Origin of the sequence: Nocardiopsis sp. SBT366 (assembly GCF_001083815.1) — a bacterium.
Classification (GTDB): Bacteria; Actinomycetota; Actinomycetes; order Streptosporangiales; family Streptosporangiaceae; genus Nocardiopsis; species Nocardiopsis prasina.
Map to the genome: position 1 here is coordinate 35,106 of NZ_LAVM01000037.1, position 22,408 is coordinate 57,513.

The 22,408-nt window shown below is 70.7% G+C and carries 21 protein-coding genes; 9 read left to right on the forward strand and 12 right to left on the reverse strand.

Annotated features, from left to right (window positions below):
• Window positions 1-58: 58 nt before the first annotated feature.
• From ADX84_RS13350 to pabB, 3 genes are all read right to left on the reverse strand, one after another.
• On the reverse strand, window positions 59-754 hold the full coding sequence (locus ADX84_RS13350) for a type 1 glutamine amidotransferase domain-containing protein (protein ID WP_049573101.1): 696 nt from the start codon (window positions 752-754) through the stop codon (window positions 59-61).
• A gap of 128 nt (window positions 755-882) precedes the next feature.
• Window positions 883-1,419 carry a helix-turn-helix domain-containing protein gene (locus tag ADX84_RS13355; RefSeq protein WP_369801077.1) on the reverse strand — a complete coding sequence of 179 codons (537 nt, stop codon included), beginning with the start codon at window positions 1,417-1,419 and terminating at the stop codon, window positions 883-885.
• A gap of 498 nt (window positions 1,420-1,917) precedes the next feature.
• Window positions 1,918-3,930 carry an aminodeoxychorismate synthase component I gene (pabB, locus tag ADX84_RS13360; protein WP_049573103.1) on the reverse strand — a complete coding sequence of 671 codons (2,013 nt, stop codon included), beginning with the start codon at window positions 3,928-3,930 and terminating at the stop codon, window positions 1,918-1,920.
• Window positions 3,931-4,088: 158 nt separating this feature from the next.
• Here pabB and ADX84_RS13365 point away from each other — a divergent pair, with 158 nt between their 5' ends.
• Window positions 4,089-4,322 carry an SHOCT domain-containing protein gene (locus ADX84_RS13365; protein WP_049573111.1) on the forward strand — a complete coding sequence of 78 codons (234 nt, stop codon included), beginning with the start codon at window positions 4,089-4,091 and terminating at the stop codon, window positions 4,320-4,322.
• A gap of 289 nt (window positions 4,323-4,611) precedes the next feature.
• A complete protein-coding gene (locus ADX84_RS13370) occupies window positions 4,612-6,279 on the forward strand; it encodes an ABC-F family ATP-binding cassette domain-containing protein (RefSeq protein WP_049573113.1) in 1,668 nt (555 codons plus the stop codon).
• A gap of 31 nt (window positions 6,280-6,310) precedes the next feature.
• On the opposite strand, the gene ADX84_RS13375 is transcribed toward ADX84_RS13370, so the two are convergent.
• From ADX84_RS13375 to ADX84_RS13405, 7 genes are all read right to left on the reverse strand, one after another.
• Window positions 6,311-6,709 (reverse strand): VOC family protein, encoded by a 399-nt coding sequence (locus tag ADX84_RS13375; protein ID WP_049573178.1) that lies wholly within the window; start codon window positions 6,707-6,709, stop codon window positions 6,311-6,313.
• Entirely contained in the window at window positions 6,706-7,590 is an 885-nt protein-coding gene (locus ADX84_RS13380; RefSeq protein ID WP_156208076.1) for an AraC family transcriptional regulator, read from the reverse strand. Before ADX84_RS13380 ends, ADX84_RS13375 begins: the two co-directional genes overlap by 4 nt.
• A gap of 78 nt (window positions 7,591-7,668) precedes the next feature.
• Entirely contained in the window at window positions 7,669-9,087 is a 1,419-nt protein-coding gene (locus tag ADX84_RS13385; RefSeq protein ID WP_049573124.1) for a sugar porter family MFS transporter, read from the reverse strand.
• A gap of 368 nt (window positions 9,088-9,455) precedes the next feature.
• Window positions 9,456-9,860, reverse strand: coding sequence for an NUDIX domain-containing protein (locus ADX84_RS13390; protein WP_049573126.1), 405 nt, complete (start codon window positions 9,858-9,860; stop codon window positions 9,456-9,458).
• Window positions 9,861-10,235: 375 nt separating this feature from the next.
• Window positions 10,236-11,564 carry a UDP-glucose/GDP-mannose dehydrogenase family protein gene (locus tag ADX84_RS13395; protein WP_049573130.1) on the reverse strand — a complete coding sequence of 443 codons (1,329 nt, stop codon included), beginning with the start codon at window positions 11,562-11,564 and terminating at the stop codon, window positions 10,236-10,238.
• Between the two features lie 568 nt (window positions 11,565-12,132).
• Window positions 12,133-12,681 carry a M23 family metallopeptidase gene (locus ADX84_RS13400; protein ID WP_049573132.1) on the reverse strand — a complete coding sequence of 183 codons (549 nt, stop codon included), beginning with the start codon at window positions 12,679-12,681 and terminating at the stop codon, window positions 12,133-12,135.
• 409 nt (window positions 12,682-13,090) lie between these two features.
• Window positions 13,091-13,738 carry an HNH endonuclease family protein gene (locus ADX84_RS13405; protein ID WP_049573142.1) on the reverse strand — a complete coding sequence of 216 codons (648 nt, stop codon included), beginning with the start codon at window positions 13,736-13,738 and terminating at the stop codon, window positions 13,091-13,093.
• Window positions 13,739-13,918: 180 nt separating this feature from the next.
• Here ADX84_RS13405 and ADX84_RS13410 point away from each other — a divergent pair, with 180 nt between their 5' ends.
• Together ADX84_RS13410 and bioB are read left to right on the forward strand one after the other, a co-directional pair.
• Complete coding sequence (locus ADX84_RS13410) at window positions 13,919-14,398, forward strand: GNAT family N-acetyltransferase (RefSeq protein ID WP_049573145.1); 480 nt, start codon at window positions 13,919-13,921, stop codon at window positions 14,396-14,398.
• Window positions 14,399-14,495: 97 nt separating this feature from the next.
• Entirely contained in the window at window positions 14,496-15,569 is a 1,074-nt protein-coding gene (gene bioB / locus ADX84_RS13415; protein WP_049573147.1) for a biotin synthase BioB, read from the forward strand.
• Between the two features lie 70 nt (window positions 15,570-15,639).
• On the opposite strand, the gene ADX84_RS13420 is transcribed toward bioB, so the two are convergent.
• On the reverse strand, window positions 15,640-16,764 hold the full coding sequence (locus ADX84_RS13420) for an FAD-binding oxidoreductase (protein WP_049573152.1): 1,125 nt from the start codon (window positions 16,762-16,764) through the stop codon (window positions 15,640-15,642).
• Window positions 16,765-16,908: 144 nt separating this feature from the next.
• Here ADX84_RS13420 and ddaH point away from each other — a divergent pair, with 144 nt between their 5' ends.
• Entirely contained in the window at window positions 16,909-17,706 is a 798-nt protein-coding gene (ddaH, locus tag ADX84_RS13425) for a dimethylargininase (protein WP_049573155.1), read from the forward strand.
• A 24-nt stretch (window positions 17,707-17,730) separates the two neighbouring features.
• Here ddaH and ADX84_RS13430 read toward each other — a convergent pair whose 3' ends face one another.
• Window positions 17,731-18,702, reverse strand: coding sequence for a helix-turn-helix domain-containing protein (locus ADX84_RS13430; RefSeq protein ID WP_049573161.1), 972 nt, complete (start codon window positions 18,700-18,702; stop codon window positions 17,731-17,733).
• Here ADX84_RS13430 and ADX84_RS13435 point away from each other — a divergent pair.
• From ADX84_RS13435 to ADX84_RS13450, 4 genes are all read left to right on the forward strand, one after another.
• Complete coding sequence (locus ADX84_RS13435) at window positions 18,701-19,822, forward strand: trans-acting enoyl reductase family protein (RefSeq protein WP_369801078.1); 1,122 nt, start codon at window positions 18,701-18,703, stop codon at window positions 19,820-19,822. The two genes, ADX84_RS13430 and ADX84_RS13435, sit on opposite strands and share 2 nt — an antisense overlap.
• A 152-nt stretch (window positions 19,823-19,974) precedes the next feature.
• Window positions 19,975-20,952 (forward strand): YafY family protein, encoded by a 978-nt coding sequence (locus ADX84_RS13440; protein ID WP_049573163.1) that lies wholly within the window; start codon window positions 19,975-19,977, stop codon window positions 20,950-20,952.
• Between the two features lie 84 nt (window positions 20,953-21,036).
• A complete protein-coding gene (locus ADX84_RS13445) occupies window positions 21,037-21,423 on the forward strand; it encodes a DUF2784 domain-containing protein (RefSeq protein WP_049573165.1) in 387 nt (128 codons plus the stop codon).
• A 103-nt stretch (window positions 21,424-21,526) separates the two neighbouring features.
• Window positions 21,527-22,408 (forward strand): GNAT family N-acetyltransferase (locus tag ADX84_RS13450; protein ID WP_049573166.1); only part of this gene is annotated, 882 nt, incomplete at its 3' end.

Genomic DNA, 22,408 nt, shown 5'->3' on the forward strand with positions numbered 1-22,408 from the left:
ACAGTGGCGCTGACCAGCGGGCGCGGCAACCGGTTTTCCGCTGGCCAGCGCGGGGGCCTCAGCCCATCAGCCTGAGCATCTCCTGGGCCAGCGGGGCGGAGGACGCGGGGTTCTGGCCGGTGACCAGGTTGCGGTCCACCACGACCTTGGGGGACCAGGGCTCGCCCTCCTGGAAGTCCACCCCGGCCTCCACCAGGCGGTCCTGGAGCAGCCACGCGGCCTTGTCAGCGAGCCCCGCCTGGGTCTCCTCCGTGTTGGTGAACGCGCTCACCTGGTAACCGGCGAACGGGTTCGCCCCGTCCGGTCGCTCGGCGGCCAGCATCGCCGCGGGGGCATGGCAGACCACGCCGAGCAGCTTGCCCGTCTCCAGAGCGGTGGTGAGCAGGTCACCGGAGACGGTGTCCACCGCCAGGTCCTCCATGGGACCGTGCCCTCCGGGCAGGTACACCGCGTCGTAGTCGCCGAGGTCGACCTCCTCCAGACTGAGCGGCGAGTGGAGTTCGGTGAAGGAGTCCAAAAGGGCGGAGACCCGGTCGGCGTTCTCCTGGCCGCCGTTGGCGCCCGCCTCCAGGCTGCCCCGGTCAACGGGAGGCACGACCCCGCCGGGAGTCGCGACGACGATCTCGTGTCCGGCGTCCCTGAACGCTTCGTAGGGGGCGACAGCCTCCTCCGCCCAGAAACCGGTGGGGTGCCGGGTGCCGTCCGCCAGAGTCCAGTGGTCGGCGCCGGTCATCAGGAACAGGATCGTGGACATACTGGATCACTCCGCAGCTGAGTTCCGCCTGGATGGTGCCGCCGACACTAGTGGCCAGGGCAATCATGTTCCACCGGAACACCCTGTGTCCGCAGTCGGGGTTCGTCCGGCTCCCCGCGCCGCTGACCTCAGGAAACAGCCACCTCCGGGCCCCGGAAGGTGCGCCGGTAGGTGAGTGGGGACACCCCGATCGCGGCCCGCAGGTGCTGGCGCAGGGAGGTGCCGGTGGCGAACCCGACCCGTCCCGCGATCTCGTCCACCGGGAGGTCCGTGGTCTCCAACAGGTGACGCGCCCCCAGGACCCTCTGGTGGATCAACCACCGCCCCGGGCTCGTCCCGACCTCCTCGTTGAACCTGCGGATGAAGGTCCTCAGGCTCATGTGTGCGTGTTCGGCCAGGTCAGACAGGGGGCCTGGCCGCCGTCGCGCCAGGTTCGCGCCACCCGGTTCGCGAGCTCGCTGCCCGTGGTCGGAGCGGACCAGGTGCCTGCTACCCCTTTCCGGAGAGGTGGTCGAGTGGGCCTCACCAACGCGACATCCGAGCGGTGGCGATGCTGGACGAGGACGACCACGCCGGAGTGGAAGCGATCGCCGGACTTGTGGACGAGGGAGTCCTGAAGGTGCACGTGAAGGCGATGTCCCGCTGTCCGAGGCGGCGAAGCCCACTCGCTGGGCGAGACCGGCCGGACCACGGGGAAGATCGTCCTGGTCATGGAGGACAATGAGGCGGGAGAACTGGAAAGGCTGCGCCGGATTTGTCTGTTTCTGGAGAACTTACAAAAACAGGCCCTTGCCGCCGGTAAGTTCGCACGTGAAAAAGGGTGCTCCCCGCGCACGCGGGGATGGTCCCGCCCTCCTGGCCTGCGCGTAGTTGCTGTAGGTGTGCTCCCCGCGCACGCGGGGATGGTCCAGTCGCTCACTCCAGATCCACTCCAGATGGAAGTGTTCCCCGCACGCGAGGATGGGCCGCATCAGGCCGGGGTGACCGCCTGCGGCGCAGGGGTGTCCTGCTCCAGTCACGGGCATGGGCTCTCGCCCCCACGAAGACCCTGACCCACCCGAGCCCGAGCCCGCTGACGACGGGCCGAAGGAAACCCACGACGACCACTGCGACTGATCCCTGACGCAACGAGGCAAGGACACTCGCTCGAACGGAGCGCGCTCCTACCGGCCTCGGGCTGGGACCTCGGCTTTGAGGAGCATCTCCTCGTACTCGTCCTCGGGGTCGGAGTCCAGCACGATCGCCCCGCCAGCGCCCACGGTGACCCCACCGTTGGCGTGCACGGCCGTGCGGATGACGATGCTGAGGTCCGCCTCGCCGGTGTACGAGACGTAGCCCAGCGCCCCGGAGTACACACCTCTGGCTGAGGACTCCAGCCGGTCGATGAGCTCCATTGTGCGCAGCTTCGGCGCACCGGTCATCGAACCGCCCGGGAAGCAGGCGCGGACCGCCTCCAGCGTCGACACCTCCGGGCGCAGCCGTCCTCGGATGGTCGAGACCAGCTGGTGCACGGTCGCGTACGACTCCGTGTACATGAAGGCGGGCACCTCCACGCTGCCGACCTCACACACTCGGCCGAGGTCGTTGCGGAGCAGGTCCACGATCATGAGGTTCTCGGCGCGTGTCTTGGCGCCGGTGCGCAGCTCGGAGGCGATGCGGGCGTCCGTTGCCGGATCGGCGTGGCGGGGCGCGGTGCCCTTGATGGGGCGGCTCTCGGCAACACGCTCCGCATCCACGCGCAGGAAGCGCTCGGGTGAGGCGCTGAGCACGGTCACTCCCCGGGCCCGGAGGAACGCGGCGTAGGGGGCGGGGCTGGCGGCGCGCAGGCGGCGGTAGAAGTCCAGGTCGCCACCGTCGCCGAGGTCGGGCAGACGGACCCGGTTGGTCAGGCAGATCTCGTAGCTCTCGCCGTCGGTCAGGTGGCCCAGACACGTCTTGACGTCGTCCACGTAGGCGTCGCGGGACTGTTCCAGGAGCGAGGCCAGGTCGACTGGCGTGAGCGAGGGCGCGGGCTCGGGCAGCGGGGGGAGGTCGCCCAGGGCCGCGAGCGTGTTCCGGACCCACTCGTCCGCGTCTGGCTCATCGTCCGCGCAGACCACATGGGTGCGGCCCTCATGGTGGTCGACGGCGACGAAGCGGTCGCAGCGCATCCACACGGCGTCCGGGGTGTCGGCCGTGTGGGCCTGGGCGGCCCCGCAGTCGGCCTTGAGTTCGTAGCCGAAGTAGCCCACGTAGCCGCCGGTGAACCCGAACGGCAGTCCGGTCGGGCGGGGTGTGTGGCGGGTGCGCCGTTCCAGTGCCCCGAACACGTCACCGGGCTCCTCACGGGTCCCGTCGGTGGTGTGCACACGCACGCCCGTGTCGCCGACGTCGTAGGTGAGGACCTCGGAGGAGTCTCCGAGGAAGGAGAAACGGGCGGGCCCATCGGGGCGGGAGCTGTCCAGCCAGAAGGCGTGTTCGGAGTCGCCGTACAGGTGGGCGAAGGCGCGCTCGGTGTCCACCGCGTAGGGGAGCGACTCGGAGCGGATCGAGGGTCCGCTCTCGGTGTCGTTCCTGGTGGTCGGCCCCTGGGCGTTGTGAGCGGAGGACGCTCCTTGGTGGTCGCGGGCCAGTGCCAGGAAGTTGGCGACCAGGTCGGCTCCGTGCTCGCTGGCGATGGACTCGGGGTGGAACTGCACGCCCCAGCGCGGCAGGTCGCGGTGGCTCAGCCCCATGACCACGCCGTCCTCGGCCCAGGCGGTGGCCACGAGGTTCCCGGGCAGGGGCTCGGACACGGCGAGGGAGTGATAGCGCACGGCGGTGAAGTCCTGCGGCACCCCTGAGAAGAGCCCGGTGCCGTCGTGCCGGACCCGGGTCAGGTGTCCGTGGCGGGGCTGGGGCGCCGCGTTCACCTCGGCTCCGGCCAGGTGCGCGATGGCCTGGTGCCCCAGGCACACCCCGAGGACCGGCAGGTCCGTGTGCGCGAGGAGTTCCGTGACGTGTCCCAGGTCGCGGGCGTTCTGCGGGCGGCCCGGTCCCGGTGACACCACGACCGCGTCCACGGTGGCGGGGTCGAACTCGGCCCAGCGGGGGTCGTCGTTGGTCAGAACCAGGGGCTCCGTGCCGAGCACCTCGGCGAGGAGCTGGAACAGGTTGTACGTATAAGAGTCGTGGTTGTCCACGAGGAGAACGCGCATCCCGCCCTTTCTGGGACCGGCCGTTGGATCGCGATGTCCCAGATTACGCCTTTCTGGGTGGTTCAAGGATCGCCAGCCCTGGTGATGGGACCGGGCAGGCTGTAGACAGGAGGAACCGCGGGCACGCCGGTCCGCTCACTGTCGAAGGTAGGGACGCCGTGAACGTCTTCGTCGCCGTGGTCGCGATCGTGGTCGTGCTGGGCCTGGCCTTCTTCTTCGTGCTCACCGTCACCGAGGTCGGCCAGCTGCTCACGCGGCGCCGCACCGGGCCGTCGATCGCTCCTCCCCCGGCCACGGACGCCGCCACCCAGGAGCTGCGCCTGCGCTACGCCCGAGGTGAGATCAGCCGCGAGGAGTACCTCCAGCGCAAGATCGACCTCGAGGAGTTCTGAGCCCTCGGAGACTCACGTCACACGCGCTGGCTGATTGACACTCAGGGCCGAGTGGGTACAGTTCTCCTCGTCCTGTTGTCTACGATCGAGGTGGACGTTGCGCATCTGAGGTTCGCGATCATCACGCGGTACGGCGCCGGTCTCCGGCTGTCCGACGCGTGCATGGAACCTCGGTGTAGGAGCCGTCCCTGACTCGACCAGGACCCCCTCGCCTTCCCTCACGGCGCAACGCCGCGTGGTGCTCGCACACGAAGCCCTTTCCACACCGCTTCTGACTGCGAGAACACCCATGTCCAAGACCAGCACCACCACGAGTGCCGCCGTCGCCTGTTCTGACCTGGCCTTCCAGTGGAAGGACGGCACCGTCGTGTTCGACGGACTGTCCCTCACCCTCGGCCGGGGCCGTACCGGACTGGTCGGCACCAACGGCGCTGGCAAGTCCACCCTGCTACGGCTCCTGGCCGGTCAACTGCGTCCCGCAAGGGGTTCGGTGACCGTCGGCGGGAGCCTGGCCTACCTGCCGCAGAACGTCACGCTCGACACCGGCACGCGGGTCGACCAGGCGATGGGCATCGCCGACAAACGCACCGCCCTGCACGCCATCGAGGCAGGAGACGCCTCCGAACAGCACTTCGAGACGGTCGGTGACGACTGGGACATCGAGGAGCGCACCCTGGCGACCCTGGGTTCGCTGGGGCTGGGCGGGATCGGCCTGGACCGCAGCGTCGGCCAGCTCTCCGGCGGCGAGACCGTCCTGCTTCGCCTGGCCACGGTCCTGCTGGAGCGCCCCGACGTGCTCCTGCTCGACGAACCCACCAACAACCTGGACCTCGTCGCACGCTGCCGACTCTACGAGACGGTGGAGACCTGGCGGTCGGGCTCCCTGGTGGTGGTCAGCCACGACCTGGAACTCCTGGAACGGGTGGACCGGATCGCGGAGCTGCGGACCGGCTCGGTGACCGTCTACGGCGGCGGCTGGACCGCCTACCAGGAGGCGCTGGCCGTGCAGCAGGAGGCGGCCGAACGGACCCTGCGCGCGGCCGACGCCGACGTGCGCCGACAGAAAAGGGAACTGGAGGAGACCCAGGTCAAACTGGCCCGACGCCAGCGCACCGCCAAGAAGGCGGCCATCGACGGAGGAATCCCGAAGATCGTCCAGGGCGCGCTCAAGCGGGCCGCCCAGGAGTCCGCGGGCAAGCTCCGGGGCACCCACGAGGACCGGCTCGACGAGGCGCGCGAACGCCGCGAAGAGGCGGCCGACGCGGTGCGTGACGACGCGGAGATCCGGGTGGAGCTGCCCCACACCGAGGTTCCCAACGGCCGTGACGTGCTCAGTCTGCGCGGGGTGCGCCCCCGGTTCGGCCGTCTGGTCTCGGGCGACCTACTGGTACGCGGACCGGAGCGGATCGCCCTGGTGGGACGCAACGGAGCGGGCAAGACCACGCTGTTGCGCGCCGTGGCCGGGCAGGAGAGCCCCGTGGAGGGCGAGGTCGACGTGTCCGTGCCCGTACGGTTCCTGCCACAGCGGCTGGACGTGCTGGACGAGTCCCTGAGCGTCGCGGAGAACGTCTCCGACGCCGCTCCGGGCGTCAGCGCCCAACACATCCGCGCCCAGCTGGCACGGTTCCTGTTCAAGGGGAACCGGGCCGCGCAGGTCGCGGGGACGCTGTCCGGCGGCGAACGCTTCCGGGCCGCCCTGGCGGCGACCATGCTGGCCTCCCCGGCCCCGCAGTTGTTGATGCTGGACGAGCCCACCAACAACCTGGACCTGTCCAGCGTGCGGCAGTTGACCAACGCCCTGGAGGCCTACCAGGGGGCGTTGCTGGTCGCCAGCCACGACCTGCGTTTCCTGGAGTCCATCGGGATCACCCGCTGGCTGCTGCTCGACGAGGAGCTGCGGGAGACCACCGCCGAGGAGGTGCGCGAGCTGTTCACCGGCGCACCGGACGAACGGTGACCCCCTCGGCGGCTCCGGCGGGGTCAGCTCCTCAGGGGGCGGACGCGCCGGGGTAGGTGCCGAACGACCAGAGGTTGCCCTCCGGGTCGCGCACCCCGAACTCACGGGAGCCGTAGTCGGTGTCCGCGAGGGGGCGGGTGACGTCCGCGCCCCGGGCGGTCACCCGCTCGTACAGGGCGTCCGGGTCGGTGGTGACCACGTAGGTCCCCGCCGTCCCGGGCTGGCGTGACCACTCGCCTCCGGGCTTGTGGGTGCCGAGCATGAGACCGCCGCTGCCCTCGGGCCACAGCAGTTCGGCATGGGCCACGGTGTCGCCGTCGTCGTGACGCGCCGCGAGCACGAAGCCGAAGGTCTCGACGTAGTAGTCGATCAGTCTGGGTGCGTCCACGGCCTGGAGCGTGCTCCAGACGGTGGGATTCGTGTTGCTCATGGTGTCCATTCTTCGTGTGGGGCGCGGGCCACGTCTTGGATGTTTCGGAACTCCCTGACCAGCCAGGACCCCGGGGAGAGCCCGGTGAAGCGCACGAACTCCCTGTTCAGGTGGGCCTGGTCGCTGTACCCGGCTTCGGTGGCCACCTCGGCGAGCCGGACCCGGCCGTGCAGGCGAACGTCCTGGGTGATCAGGGTGCGTGCGTACTCGAAGCGCATCAGGGTCGCCACCGTCTTGGGTGACCGCCCGACCTCGCGGTGGAAAAGAGTGCCAAGGTGGCGCGCGCTCAGGCCCACCTCGCGAGCGAGCTCGGCAACGGGGAATCGTCCGCGGCTACGGGCCAGCAGCTCCCAGGCGTGCACGACCTCACTCCTCGGCGCCACCGCGCCCAGGTCGCGGTGGCGCGCAACGAGGTAGTGACGGACCAGCGTGAACGACGCGTCCCACCCGGGTGCCTCGGTCAGCCGCTCGTGGACCTCGGTGGCGGGACGTCCCAGCATCTCCGAGGCGTCGAACCCGTCGGAGTCGCCCACGGCCAGTTCCGACCCCGGTACGCCGAAGAGCGCGCGGGAGGCGAGGGGGTGCACCGAGACCTGGACCCCGGACTGCCCCGGCCGCTGGTTCACGTGGGTCGCCCGGATGTGGAGTCCGCCCAACAGCACCGGGCTGGGGCGGGCGTCGGCCAACCGGTCCGGGGTGTCAGCGGCCTCGACCCCGTCGTCCAGGCTGAGGATGAGGGTCAGGGTCGCCGACGGCAGACCGAGGTGGACGGAGTCGGGCGCGTCGCGGTTGCGGTAGCCGACCATCGCGGCCACCCCGGGAGCGCTGTCGGGGGCCGCCACCGCGAAGTCCCAGGTGTGGCCCCGTTCCCTGCCGTCCACGCTTCCAGCCTAGCTCCCATCCGTGCCCCCATCTGCCCCCAGAGGCCGAAGCCGAAGGCTTCCGGGGGCAGATCTGGGCTAACCCCGCATCTCCTCCAGGGTCTTGCCCTTGGTCTCCTGCACGAACTTGAGCACGAAGAAGAAGGACAGCAGGGCGAAGGCCGCGTAGATCGTGTAGGAGCCGGGCAGGCTCCAGTCCCGCAGGCTCGGGAAGCTCACGGTGATCAGCCAGTTGGCCAGCCACTGGGTGGCGGTGGCCACGCCCATGGCGGCGGCGCGGATCCGCAGCGGGAACATCTCTCCCAGCAGCACCCACACGACCGCGCCCCACGACAGGGCGAAGAACAGCACGAACGAACTGGCCGCGACCAACGCCACCACGCCCCACATGAAGGGGAGCGTGACCTCTTCGCCGGATCCGGTGGCGTGGCTGAACGCGAAGGCGGCCAGGCCCAGTGCCACGGTCATGCCCGCCGACCCCGCCAGCAGCAGCGGCTTGCGCCCCACCCGGTCCACCAGCATGATCGCGATCACCGTGCCCACGATGTTCACCAGGGAGGTGAACAGGCTCAGCAGCAGCGAGTCGGTCTCGGCCACACCCACCGACTGCCACAGGGAGCTGGAGTAGTAGAAGATGACGTTGATGCCCACCAGCTGTTGGAAGGCGGAGACCGCCATACCGATCCACACGATGGGCAGCAGGCCGTACTTCCCGGTGAGGTCACGCAGGCTGGGGCGTACCTCCGACCCCAGGGCCTCCTTGATCTCCCCGATCCGCCGGTCGATCCGGGCGGTCCCGCCGCCCTCGACCTCGCTCAGGATGGTCCGGGCCCGGTCCACGCGCCCCACCCGCACCAGATATCGGGGCGACTCGGGGATGATCAGGCTCAACCCGAGGTAGACCAGCGCGGGCAACGCCTCCACGGCCAGCATCCACTGCCACGCCTGGACCGGCCCGAGCATGTTGTGCGCGCTGCCGTTCGCCTCCTGGGCGATCGCGTAGTTCACCAACTGGGAACAGGCGATTCCCAGCACGATGGCGAGCTGTTGCAGGGAGGCCAGGCGGCCCCGGTAGGCGGCGGGCGAGACCTCGGCGATGTAGGTCGGCGCGATCACCGAGGCCATACCGATCGCCACGCCGCCGATGATCCGCCAGAAGGTCAGGTCCCAGATGGAGAACGGCAGGGCCGAACCGATGGCGCTCACCGCGAAGAGCACACCGGCGATCTGCATGGCCCGGATGCGGCCGAGCCGGTCGGCGAGGTTGCCCGCCGCCGCCGCGCCCACCACACAGCCCAGCAGCGCGGAGGCGACGGTGAATCCCAGGATCCCGGGTCCCACCTCGAACCGCTGCTGGATGGCGTCGACCGCACCGTTGATCACGGCGCTGTCGTAACCAAACAAGAAGCCACCCATCGCGGCCGCGGACGCGATCATGGTCACGTGGGCCAGGTTCGCGTCACCGGCCCCCGCCGGAGATGCTCCGGTATCGCTCACATCTGCCTCTTCCCAGTTCACAGGCGTACATGGGTAGTGCGCCCGTGCTCCACAGTGACAGATCAGCGCCCTCCGGTCCCGGAGCGCAACGCGAACCGGGAACGCACCGGACCGCGGTTGGAGGCACCTCGCCAACTACTGCCTCTCCCACGTTTCTCCCATCCGAGCCCGGACCGGAGCAAGCCGATGTGAACGTCCGGGGCCCGATCCGGCGGGCGGCGAGAGGCCATACACGCCAAGTGGTCGACTCTCGACTCGGTGCTGGAGGAGGGGGTCAGGCGGCAGCGCGGGATCCAGCAGCGGGCGGGGCCGCTTCGCTCCCCCCGCCAGCCGCGCCCGGGATCAGTGACCCGGCCAGCAGTCCCTGGTCACACGGTGCGCTTCGATTCGGCGGTTTGCCGGATGAAGTGCGCGATGTGTGGGGGGACCGGCGCGGGAAGACGGTCAGGATCGCAGAACCGCAGGGCCTGCCCCTCCCCCAGCACCAGGTCCCGCTCGGGACCGTCCCAGTCCGCGTGGAACACCCTGTCCTGCCCGCCGGGGTGTTCGTCCACGCTCACCTCGCTCACGAGGTCGAGGAGGATCCCCGTCTCCTCGGCCACCTCCCGGCGAGCTGTCTGCTCCCAGGACTCGCCTGCTTCCCGGTGCCCGCCGGGCAGGCTCCAGTGACCGGGCCAGCAGATGCCCTCGATGTCGTCACGAAGCTGGAGCAGCACCTGGCCGCGCCCGTTGGTGATCACTACGACGCATCCGGCAGGGTCGGTGTCGGCCATGGGATTCTCCTCTGGTCAAGAGAGCGGTCCCCCACCGTAACGAGGGGACCGCTCTGCGCCGCGTTCCGGGGACGGGTCAGCTCCCGTGTTCGGTGGTCGACCGCAAGGCGCTCTCATGCTCACCCTGAGCGGGGGCTGATCCGCTTGATGGCGGCCGAGGTCGTCGAGCACATCCCGTTCTGGATCCCCCGAGGAGTCGGCGTACCCGGCGGTTCCCCGGCCACTGCGTCGGTCTCCCCGGGTCCGTGGTGATCAGCGACCCGCTCTAACGGAGTGGGGCGTCCGCGCCGCTCGCCCGGCCCGTGTGGCTGGATCGAACCAGCCGTCCATCCACGCCTCCACAGGGAATCCCGGGGCCACACCGTTCGTGGACCTCTAGGCGGTGGGGTGTTGGGTCGGGCGGCCGAGCTGGCGCACCTGCCAACCGGCCGCCTGCCAGACGGGAACGTCGATGGCGTTGCGCACGTCGACCACGACACGACGTGCGACGACCTCCGCCAGTTCGCGTGGCAGGTCCGCGTCCTGGGTGAACTGGGGCCATTCGGTACCGATGACGAGCAGGTCGGCGTCGGTGGCCGCCTCGGCCGCGGTGGCCGCGTAGGAGTACTCCGGGTGCAGGCGCCGCGCGGCCGCCACCGACTCGGGGTCGTGGATGCGTACCTGCGCGCCGTCCTGGTGGAGCAACCCGGCCAGCCGCAGCGCCGGACTGCTGCGGACGTCGGAGGTTCCGGCCTTGAAGGAGGCGCCGAGCACGCCGATGCGGGCGCCGTCCACCGGACCCTGGTTGGCGGCCTCCACCAGCGCCTGCGCGGAGTGCAGCTGCGCGGTGTTGACGTCCTGGACCGCACCCAGCATCGCGGCGGCCTGGTGGGCGCCAAGTTCGTTGATGCGGTGGGTGAAGGCGGCCACGTCCTTGGGCAGGCACCCGCCACCGAACCCGATGCCGGGCCGCATCCCCTTGGGGCCGATCCGCTCGTCCAGGCCGAGCGCGTGGGCGATGGCGTTGACGTCGGCGCCCGTGTGGTCGGCGACCTGGCTCATGGCGTTGATGAAGGAGATCTTCGTGGCCAGGAACGCGTTGGCGGCGGACTTGAGAACCTCGGCGGTGGCCGGGGTGGTGACGATCATGGGTGTGCCACGGTCCAGGATCGGCGCGTACACCTCGCGCACGGCCAGTTCGGCCTCCTTGGAGGACACCCCGGCCACGATCCGGTCCGGGTAGAGGGAGTCGTGGATGGCGTGGCCCTCGCGCAGGAACTCCGGGTTCCACGCCAGGTGGGCTTCGGGCGCGTGTCCGGAGAGGATGCGCTCCAGGCGGGCGGCGGTACCCACGGTCACCGTGGACTTGCCCACGACCGTGGCCGGGCCCGTGAGCAGCTTGGCCAGGGCACGCACGGCGCCCAGGACCTGGGAGACGTCGTATCCCCTGCGGTCCTCGCGCAGGGGGGTGCCCACGCACACGAAGTGCAGGTCGGCGAACTCGGCGGCTTCGGCGAGGCTGGTGGTGAACCGCAGCCGTCCCGAGGCGGTGTGGCGCTCCAGCAGTTCGCCCAGGCGGTCCTCAAAGAAGGCCGACTGGCCGCTGTTGAGAGTCTTGACCGCGTCGGCGTTGAGTTCCACGCCGACGACGTCATGGCCCAGTTCCGCCATCGCGGCGGCGTGGGGGGCGCCGAGGTGGCCACAGCCGATCACGGATACGCGCATGGTCGCTGCTTTCTGAGAGTGGTGTCCAAGCGCGCGCTCGTCGGGCGGGCGCGCCTTGGCGACGCTACCGGGATCAGGCCGTCCGACATTCGGTTTCGAGCCCCGAAACACCGGAACAGTTCGCACGACGTCCGCGGGACCCCGTGGCTGGGGCGCGCACGGGAGAGGCCGAAACCGGAGGCGAGCCCGCCCAGCTCGGCGGGGCCCGGGGAAGGGAGCCGTATGACTGCGTGCTGCCGTTCACCACCAAAGGCTCCGTACGCTGACCTCCACGAGCTGGAAATCACCACGGGACGACTCGATATCCACTCGGCCCCGGGCAACGCGTCCACCGAGGAGGTCACCGGGTCCGGGACGTTCTCCTGGACGACGCCACCGCATCCGGACCGATCCGGCTCCATCGACTGACCCCACACGAGGAGCGCCGTCGGAGTGCCGGGGCCGTTCCTCGCACGGGGGCGGGGGTCGACCGGGGTTCGGGTCCGTCAACTCACGACGACGCAGGGCAGCCGACCGACGAACGGCGCGGGCCCCTGGGGGACCCGCGCCGCACGTGAACCGGGAGGTGTCAGCAGCCGGTGCTGCTGGTGATGGTGGTGTTGCCGTAGTAGCGAATCGACACCCCGTTGAGCACCGCGCGCACCACGGTGCCGTTGACACGCTGCTCGTAGTGCAGGTGCGGACCGGTCGAGCCACCGGTGCTGCCGACCTTGCCGATGACGGTTCCGGTGCTCACCCGGGTGCCCACCGAGACCGACTGCGAGTTGAGGTGCGCGTAGAGGGTGGTGACGCCGCTGCCGTGGTCGATGACGATGTACTTGCCGTAGCTGGTGTTTCCCCGGTCGGCGACCGTGGTCACGGTGCCCGCGGCACTGGAGCGCACGTTCTGGTTCAGGGCGTTCGAGCGCTGGAAGTCGACCGCCAGCTGCGGGTTGTGGTTGGTGCGGGTGTTGGCGGTCCAGACCTGACCGCAGTCGAAGGGCGTGCGCAGGTTGACCGCGGCTACTGCCTGTTCGCTCGCCACGGCACTCACCGGCACGAGTACGACGGTCAACAGGGCCGTGGCCACAAGCGTGCTCAGACGCCTGAACAGCGCTCCGGAACGGGGGAACTTCATGGGGGGGTCCTTTCCTCGCGGGAGCGGGGGTGCGAGAACTACGGAGGCTCGATACCCACATGAACGAGATCAATCACGAAACGAGACGGATTATCTCGTTCGTCATTATTCGCGCGAGTGCACGGAACGGTGCGACGGTTGACCGCGCACCCGGTTCCTCGTGAGACAGGGGTTCACCTCGAAGGGTTCTCCTTCGGGGTGCTCGAAAGCGGATCTCTTCCGCCAGGAACGGATCACCCGAAAGGCTCTCCCTTCCCCCTGTATATGGTCATTGGCGAAACTCAGAACACCGCTCCCACGCGTCGTCGCGGAAGGAAACACGAACGCGATTCCCTCATCGTCCGAAACCGCCCCCGAACACGACGCGGGCCCCGGTGTTTCCGGGGCCCGCGTCATTCGTGAAGGAGCGTCAGGGTGCCGGGGTGGTCTCAACGACCGCGTCCGGGCAGTTCTCCGCGACGGAGTCGAGGGCGGCGCGTTCGGCCTCGTCCACGGTCAGGCCCCAGCGCGTCTTCACCGTGGTCCACTCCGTGACGTAGCGGCAGTGCGCGTCGGCCGCCGGAGGCAGCCACTGGGCCGGGTCCTTGTCGGACTTGGAACGGTTCGACGCCGCGCTGACCGCGACCAGCGCGACGGGCTCGTCCAGGTCGTTGGCGTAGGCCTGACGGCGCTGGGTGCTCCACTGAGACGCACCCGAGTCCCAGGCCTCCGCCAGCGGCACCATGTGGTCGATGTCCAGCCCGCGGGCGTCGGTGAAGGTGCGGTCGTCGTAGTAGGAGTGCCACTCGCCTCCGCTCAGGCGGCACCGCTCGCCGACCTCGGGCGCGGTGACGGCCTCCTCCAGCAGCACCTCCGCCCGGGTGTTGCAGCCGTTTCTGTCGGCGTCGACCCAGTGGGGGAAGAGGCTTCGGTCGTACCCGTCCCTGGACTCCTCGGCCACAGTGAGGGCTTCGATCGCCTCAGTGAGAGGGGTGGGGGCGGCGTACGCGGGGGCGGGTGCCAGCATAAGAGCGGCGGCGAAAGGGAGCAGGGCGAGTGCTGCCGAACTTCGGATCATGCGAACGTGACCTTTCCATGGGAATTACCGAACGTGATGATCCTGGCCTCGGAGTGTTCGTGGCAACCCGACACCCCGAAAGGAGCAAGTGACCGCGAAACCCGGCGTAAGCAGCTCAAACAGGGAATTCATGCGTGAATTGCCGGACGACGAACCGATCTCTTCCATTACCCTGGGTGGATGATCGTCCGGAACGCCACCGGCCGCGACGGGCCCGCGATCAGTGACCTCATGATCCGCGCCGCGCCGCATTTCGACACGAAGGGCTACCCGGAGCAGCTCCTGCCTCCCGGGATGGTGGTCCTCGTCGCGGAGGAGGAGGGTCGAGTCGTCGGCTGGTTGGAGGCCGTGCTCGACTGGGCGTACACGGGTCCCGGCGCGCCCGCTCCCCCGCCCCACGGGTACGTGCTCGCGGTCGTCGTGGACCCCGAGCGACGCAGGCGTGGGATCGGGTGCGCCCTGCTGGACCGGTACGTGCACAGGGCGCGCGAGGCCGGGGTCAGGTGGGTGTTCCTACTGCCGGAGGGCGGTGAGGGCGTGGAGGGAAGGCTCGCGTTCTTCCGCGCCGCCGGGTTCACTCCGCTTCCGGTCACGGACGACCCGCTGCCGCCCATGGGCCGGTGGACGGGAGCGGACGAGACCGCTCACCGGCCGAGTTGAGCCACTGCGGCCCTGCCACGGCACACAAGACTTCGATCGGTTTCTTGGCGGGTTCCGGCACTGCGTGAACGTGCCCCCAGCCCCCAGGATCATTCCCGTGACGACTTTCCACGCTTGCCTCCACGCACTGTCCGAGAAGGCCCTGCGCCGTGAGACCCCCACCCGCGACGAACTCCTGAAGGTGTTGAACAGCTCCGACGACGACCTGATGGACCTGGTCGCCGCCGCCTCGCGGGTCCGCCGTCGCTACTTCGGCCGCCGGGTCAAGCTCAACTACCTCGTCAACATGAAGAGCGGCCTGTGCCCGGAGGACTGCTTCTACTGCTCCCAGCGGCTCGGGTCCCAGGCCGAGATCGTCAAGTACACGTGGCTCAAGCCCGACCAGACCCGAGAGGCCGTCTCGCACGGGGTGAAGGCCGGGGCCAGCCGCGTGTGCCTGGTGGCCAGCGGGCGCGGACCCACCGACCGCGACGTGGACCGCCTTGCCCCCGCCGTGGCCGGGATCAAGGAGGAACACCCCGGAGTGGAGGTGTGCGCCTGCCTCGGCCTGCTCTCCGAGGGACAGGCCGACAGGCTCCGCGAGGCCGGGGTCGACGCCTACAACCACAACCTCAACACCTCGGAGGAGCGCTACTCCGACATCTGCACCACACACGAGTTCGCCGACCGGGTCGACACGGTCCAACGGGCCAAGCACGCCGGGTTGTCCCCCTGCTCGGGGCTGATCGCGGGCATGCGCGAGAGCGACGACGACCTCGTCGACGCCCTGTTCGCGCTGCGTGAGCTGGCCCCGGACTCGGTCCCGGTCAACTTCCTCATGCCGTTCGACGGCACGCCCCTGGAGGGCACCTGGGAACTGACCCCGCAGCGTTGCCTGCGCGTGCTGGCCGCCACCCGCTTCGTCTTCCCGGACGTGGAGGTGCGCCTGGCCGGCGGGCGCGAGATCCACCTGCGCTCCCTCCAGCCCCTGGCCCTGCACATCGCCAACTCGATCTTCCTCGGCGACTACCTCACCAGCGAGGGACAGGCGGGCCGGGACGACCTGGAGATGATCGCGGACGCCGGGTTCGTGGTGCAGGACGCGGGCGAGCCGACCCTTCCGGGCGAGCGCCACGACCTGCTGCGGACCCGCCAGCGGGGGGCCGGAACCGACCTGCCGCCCAACGCCTGACCGGGCCCGGTGGGCGCCGCGCGCTCCGCAGCGCCCTCACCGAGGCCCTCGTCCCCGCTCCGGCCCGGGGTCAGTCCACGGAGGGGGTCTGGCTCCGGTCGGGAACGAAGGCGGACAGGTCCACCCCGGGGTCCTCTCCCATCGCGAGCCGGGCGGCGACCACACCCTGGTACGGGCCGAAGGTGAGCCCCTGGGAGCCCAACCCCGTGGCCACCAGCACGCCGGGCAGCCGCTCGATGGGACCGAGCAGCTGCTGGCCGTCGTGGGTGCCGGGACGGAACCCCACACGCGTCTCGACCACGCTGGCCTCGGCCAGCTCCGGGAGCAGTTCCAGCGCGGTGGACAGGTTGTGCGAGAGCCCGGCCGCGGTCACCCTGCGGTCGAACCCCGCCTCGGGCTCGGTCGTGCCCCCGGTGACCACCCGGTTGGGCGCGAAGGCGCTCACGTAGTAGTCGCATTCCCCGAACCGCACCACCGGCCAGGAGCGGGTGTCCCGCTCCGGGAGTGCGAAGTGGGTCATCTGACCGCGCACCGGGTGCACCCCCAGCTCGACCCCGGCGACCGACAGCAGACCCGCGGACCAGGCCCCGGCCGCCACGATCACGATCGGCGCCTCCAGGTCCTCGTTGCCCACCCGTACACCGGTGACGCGGTGGCCGTTCCACAGCAGGCTGGAGTCGCCCTTGTAGTAGTGCAGTCCGCGCTCCCCCGCGGCGGTGAACAGGGCGGACCGGACACGGCGCCCGTCGATCCGGGCCATGCCGCCGATGTGCACGCCCGCGTAGGGTTCGGGCAGCAGCGGGAAGTGGCGCCGGGGCTCCCCCTCCGCCAACCGCTCCACACGGCCCATGGTGGCGAACTCGGGGCGCTCGGAGAGCGTGCGCAGGAGCTCGAAGCCCGCGTCGCCGCCCTCGCGGTCCACCGACATCCCACCGACCACCTCGTATCCGGTGGTCTGCCCGTCCTCGGCCAGCTCCGCCATGAGCCCCGGGTAGTGCTCGGCGGCGCGGGCCTTGAAGTCCCACACCGGTGGCGCGTCCCAGGGGAACGGCCACGGGAACACCACCCCCGTCCCGGCCGCAGTGGCCTGTCCCAGGTGGGAGGCGTCCACCAGAGCCGTGGACACACCCTTCTTCGTCAGGTGGAAGGCCGCGCTGGCCCCCACGACCCCGCCGCCGACAACGATCACGTCCATACGTCCACCCTGCCGCCACCCGCGCCGACGGACAAGCCGTTCGCCCCGCGTGCCGGTCCGCGAAACGGGGTAGGGAGTCGCGATACGCTGCGGCTTTCCTTGACGGAGCCCGGCCCCCTTCCCCTTTCCTTTCCTGGAGGTCGTATGGACGGTTACACCTATTTCGGGGTCGCCCTGATGCGTCGCCCCAGCCCTCGCCTGGCCGACGGCATCGTCACGCACATCGAGCGGGCCTCGGTGGATCCGGTGCTGGCCGCCCGTCAGTTCACCATCTACCAGGAGACGGTGGCCTCGGCCGGTTGGCGGGTGCACGAGGTGGATCCGGCCCCGGAGCACCCGGACTCGGTGTTCGTGGAGGACCCGTTGGTGGTGTGCGAGGATCTGGCGGTCCTGACCCGTTCGGGGGCGACGGAGCGGCGGGGCGAGGTGGCGGGGGTGGAGGCCACGGTCAGCGCCCTGGGGTTGAGGGTGGTGCGGATCGAGGATCCCGGGACCCTCGACGGCGGTGACGTCCTCCAGGTCGGGGAGACCGTGTACGTGGGGGTCGGCGGGCGGACCAACGAGGACGGCGCCGACCAGCTCGAACAGCATCTGGCCCCGCTGGGCCGCAAGGTCCGCAGGATCGCGCTGGGTCGGGCCCTGCACCTGAAGTCGGCCGTGACCGCCCTGCCGGACGGCACTTTGGTCGGCCTGCCCGAGTTGATCGATGCCAGCGGCCTGCCACCGATCCGCCAGGCCCCCGAGGAACCGGGCGCGCACGTGCTGCCCCTGGGCGGTCGTGACGTGCTGGTCAGTGCCGCCGCGCACGAGACCATCCACCAGCTGACCGCGGACCACTGGCGGGTACTGCCGGTCGACATCTCCGAGTTCGAGAAGTTGGAGGCCTGCGTGACCTGCCTGAGCGTGCTGATCCCCGACCGCCCCGCGTCCCCGTCCGCCTGACCGGCGCGGGAGGTGCGCCTGCCCTCACGCGCCCCGCCCCGGCAAACGGTCGGGGCGGGCCGCGCGGAAGGTGCGCCGGTAGGTGTCCGGCGGCACCCCGAGGGCGCGCCGGAAGTGCCTGCGCAGCGTGGCGGCGGTGCCCGTCCCGGTACGGGAGGCGATGACCTCCACCGAATCGTCGGTGGTCTCGAGGAGTTCCTGGGCGCGGCGCACACGCTGGTCGTTCAGCCAGCGCAGCGGGGTCACACCCGTGACCGCCACGAAGCGTCGGGTGAGGTTGCGGGGGCTCGTGCTGGAACGTCGCGCCAGGTCCGCGACGGTCAACGGCTGGTCCAGTCGGCCAGCCGCCCACTGGAGGAGTTCGGTGAGGGCGTGGCCTGGCTGAACGGCTGCCGGTGCCGTGACGAACTGGGCCTGACCACCCTCCCGGTGCGGTGGCACGACGAGGCGGCGAGCGAGGGCGTTGGCGACCCCGGCGCCGTGGTCGGTACGGACGATGTGCAGGCACAGGTCCATTCCGGCCGCCTTGCCAGCCGAGGTCAGCACCGTGCCCTCATCGGTGTAGAGGACGTCCGGTTCCACCCGGACCCGGGGGTACCGGTCGGCCAGGGCGTCGGTGTGCATCCAGTGGGTGGTCGCGCGGCGCCCGTCCAGGAGTCCCGCGGCCGCCAGCACGAACGCCCCGGTGCAGAGCGACACGATCCTGGCCCCTCGGCCGTGGGCCGCGCGCACGGCGTGGACGAGGTCGGCGGGCGGATGGGCCCCGACGTCGTCGAAGGCCGCGACGATCACGGTGTCGGCCTCGGCGAGGGCGTCGTACCCGTCCGTGGCCTCGACGCGCAACCACGCGCCGAGCCGCGTCGGGCGAGGGCAGCAGACGCCGAAGTCGTACCAGGGGTCCGCCAACCCTCGGTCGACCCCGAACACCTCCAGGGCGGCAGCGGCCTCGAACGGCATCGCTCCGTCGTACAGCGCCAGCCTCACAGTCGAAGTCATGTCCGAAACTGTACGCATGTGGTCGTTTCCGGCACTCGTGTTCCCCTTCGGCGACCTCGACCATGGACTCATGAACCTCCCTCACCGAGCGGTCGCCGTCTTCGGGGCCTACGGGCACACCGCCGTCTTCGTCCTCTCCGAACTCCGTCGACGGGGCCTCCTCCCGGTCCTTGTGGGCCGTGACCCTGACCGCCTGCGAACTTTGGCGACCGACCACCCCGACTCCCCGATCCGAGTGGCCTCGGTCGACGACCCGCTCTCCCTGGACCGCGCCCTCACCGGGACGGCGGCGGTGATCAACTGCGCGGGTCCCTTCGCCGACACCGCGCCCGCCGTGCTCGACGCCGCCCTGCGAGCCCGCGTCCCCTACCTGGACGTGGGCGCGGAACAGGCCGTGGCCCTGGAGATCTTCCAGGACTGGCAGGAGCCCGCCCGCGCCGCGGGGGTGACGGTTGTCCCGTCCCTGGCCTTCTTCGGCGGGCTCGGCGATCTGTTGGCGACCACGGCGATGGGTGCCGCATCCGAGGCGGACGCGGTCGACCTCGCCTACGGCCTGGACGGGTGGGAACCGACCTCGGGGACCCGGCTCACCGGCAGGCGCAACGCCGGGCGCCACATGGTGTACTCCGGTGGCCGGTTCCACGCGCCTTCGAGGCAGGCCGAGGTGACCACCTGGGAGTTCCCCCAGCCGCTGGGCCTCACGGAGGTCACCGAGTTCCCCACCGCCGACCAGGTCACCATCTCCCGGCACGTGCGCACGCCCGACGTGCGCGCGCACATGAACCTGGCGCCCCTGCGGGACGTTCGGGACCCGGCCACACCGGCGCCCGAGGCGGCAGACGACAGCGGACGCTCGGCGCAGACCTTCGTCGTGGACGCGGTCGTGCACCGGGGCGGGGAGCGGAGGAGGGCGCGGGCCTTTGGCCGTGACATCTACGCGGTCACCGCTCCCCTGGTCGCGGAGGCCACCCTTCGGGCCATCGACGGACGGGTCCGCGCCGGCGCCGGAGTACACGCACCCGGAGCCCTCTTCGACGCCGGGGACCTGTTGCGGTCCCTTTCCCCGGACCACCTGGGCCTGGAACTGCCCGAGCCGTGGAGTGCCGGGGTCGGGGTCTGACCGTGCCCGGTCACGGGCCCTGTCCGCCGCTACCCCCCCGCCCCAGGAGGCGCAACGGCGCGGGTCGCGGCGGCGGCTGCCGTGACGGTCCGGGCGTTCGGCCTGGCAGGTGGAGGCCAGGAACGGACCTCCACTCCTGGCAGACTCGGGGCATGAAGTCGACATCGGCCCGGCTGCTCCAGCTCCTGTCCCTCCTCCAGACCCGTAAGGACTGGCCGGGGGCCGACCTCGCCGATCGCCTCGAGGTCAGCCCGCGTACCATCCGGCGCGACGTGGACCGCCTCCGCGACCTGGGCTACCCCATCCAGGCGACCATGGGCACCGGTGGCGGATACCAGCTGGGAGCGGGTGCGGCCCTGCCACCGCTCCTCCTGGACGACGACGAGGCGGTGGCGGTCGCTGTGGGCCTGCGCACCGCCGCGCAGGGCGGGGTCTCGGGGATCGAGGAGACCTCGGTGCGGGCCCTGGCCAAGCTCCTTCAGGTACTTCCCTCCCGTTTGCGCCGCCGTGTGGACGCGCTGGGGACCTTCACTGTCCCGATGCCGGGCGAGGGCCCCTCGGTCGACTCCGCGACCCTCACCCTGGTGGCCTCGGCCTGCCGTGACAGCGAGCTGCTGCGCTTCGACTACGAACGCCACGACGGGTCGACCGGACGTCGGATCGTGGAGCCGCACCGCCTGGTCTCCCATGGGCGCCGCTGGTACCTGGTTTCCTGGGACACCGACCGCGACGACTGGCGCACCTTCAGGCTGGACCGCATGCGCCCGCTCACTCCCACCGGCCCGCGGGTGCCGCCGCGCGACCCACCGGAGCGTGGGGTGGCCGCCTATCTCGCCGACCGGATGAACCTGCACATGTGGCCGATCAAGGCGCGTGTGCGACTGGGGGTGTCCGCCGAGACGGCCATGGAGGGCCCCGCCGCGCGTCACGGCGTCATCGAGGCGGTGGACGAGCACTCCTGCGTGCTGCTGTGCGCGGGCGAGGACCTGGTCGGCATGGCCTGCTACCTGGCCATGCTCGACGTCGACATGGAGGTGGAGGAGCCCGCGGAGCTGCGCGCGGAGATGGGCCGTCTGGGAGAGCGGCTCTCACGCATGGGTGGGTCCTCCCGACGCACCCCGGGGGCCTGACCAGGGCGCATGAGTACGGGTACTCACCGCGCGTGGGTACGGACACCGATGTCCGGAGGGCCCCTCCCGGCCTAGGTTCGCCCTATGACGCACCTCCTCATCGGTCACACCGCGATGGTCATCCACTACCTGTTCTTCGCCTATGTCGTCCTCGGCGGCTTCCTCTCCTGGAAGTGGCCGAGGATGTTCTGGCCGCACCTCGCGGTGGCGGTGTACGCGCTCGGGATCGTCGTGGTCGGTTGGTCGTGCTTCCTCACCGACATCGAGAACTGGTCCCGTTTGCAGACCGGCCGCGAGGTGATGCGGAACGGGTTCATCGACTTCCACATCACCGGTGTCCTGTACCCGGTGGAGCACCTGATGACCTCGCGGTTCGTGATCGCGGGGATCATCGTCTGCGCCTACGCGGGCGCCGCGTGGAACCTGTACCGGCGACCGGCGGTGACCGCCCCCGAGCCGGTGTCCGGCTAGTCCCAGGAACCTCCAGTTGGGTCAAGTCCGCACGGGAACGCCACAAAGCCGCTACGTTAAGGAGTCGTTTACTTTCGTAGAGTAATGAAAGTGGGGCTTCCGCGTGCCCGACCAGACCCGACACCCCAGCCTGGAACTGCGCGAACTCAGTGTTCCTCCGACAGTCCGGCCGCTCCGACCCGGCTACCGTGTCGCCCGCTGGGACGACCCCACCGCCCTGGCCCCCGAGTGCCGCGAACGCCTCCACCGCGCGCTGCGCGACCTGGCGGCCCGCGCCTTCGGCGCCGACCACTCCGGGTACTGGCACGCCCGGATGGCCTCCGGGTTCTTCGACCAGATCTCCTCGCTCGCGCTGATCCTGGGGCCGGACGGCGTGCCCGTCGGCTGGGGCGGCTACCACCGACGCCGCTTCGCCGCCCGCAACGCCTTGTACCTGGACGCGGCCGGTGTGGTCCCCGCCCACCGGCGCTCCGGCCTCTCCGCCGCGCTGATGATGCACTTCCTGAGCCGCGAGGTCCTGGCACACCCGCTGTCCAGCACCTATGTCGTACTGCGCACCCGCCACCCGGCCGTCTACGCGGGGTGGCGCAAGGGACTGGGGCGGGCGCGGGTCTTCCCGCGCCAGGACCGCCCCGTGCCCGGACTGGTCCGCCGGATCGCCTCCGACGCCGCAGACTGGCTCGGCGACGGCCCCGGCCTGGACCCCGACTCCCTGCTGGTCCGCGACGCCTACCGGATGTTCGACGGCGAGATCTACGGGGTCGCTCCCCGAAGTGGCGACCCGGAACTGGACGCCCGCTTCGCCCGCGAGGTCGGCCCCAAGGACGCGGTCCTGGTCGTGGCCCGCATGGGCGCCCTGCCCCTGGCCAGATTGGTGCTGGGCCGCGCCCTCAGCCCCCGGCACGGACCGGACCCGGCTGGAGGCGGGGGGGGGCCGGCGGCGGCGGGCGCGGCCCCCGCCCCCCCAGGGCCGGGGGCGGGGGGC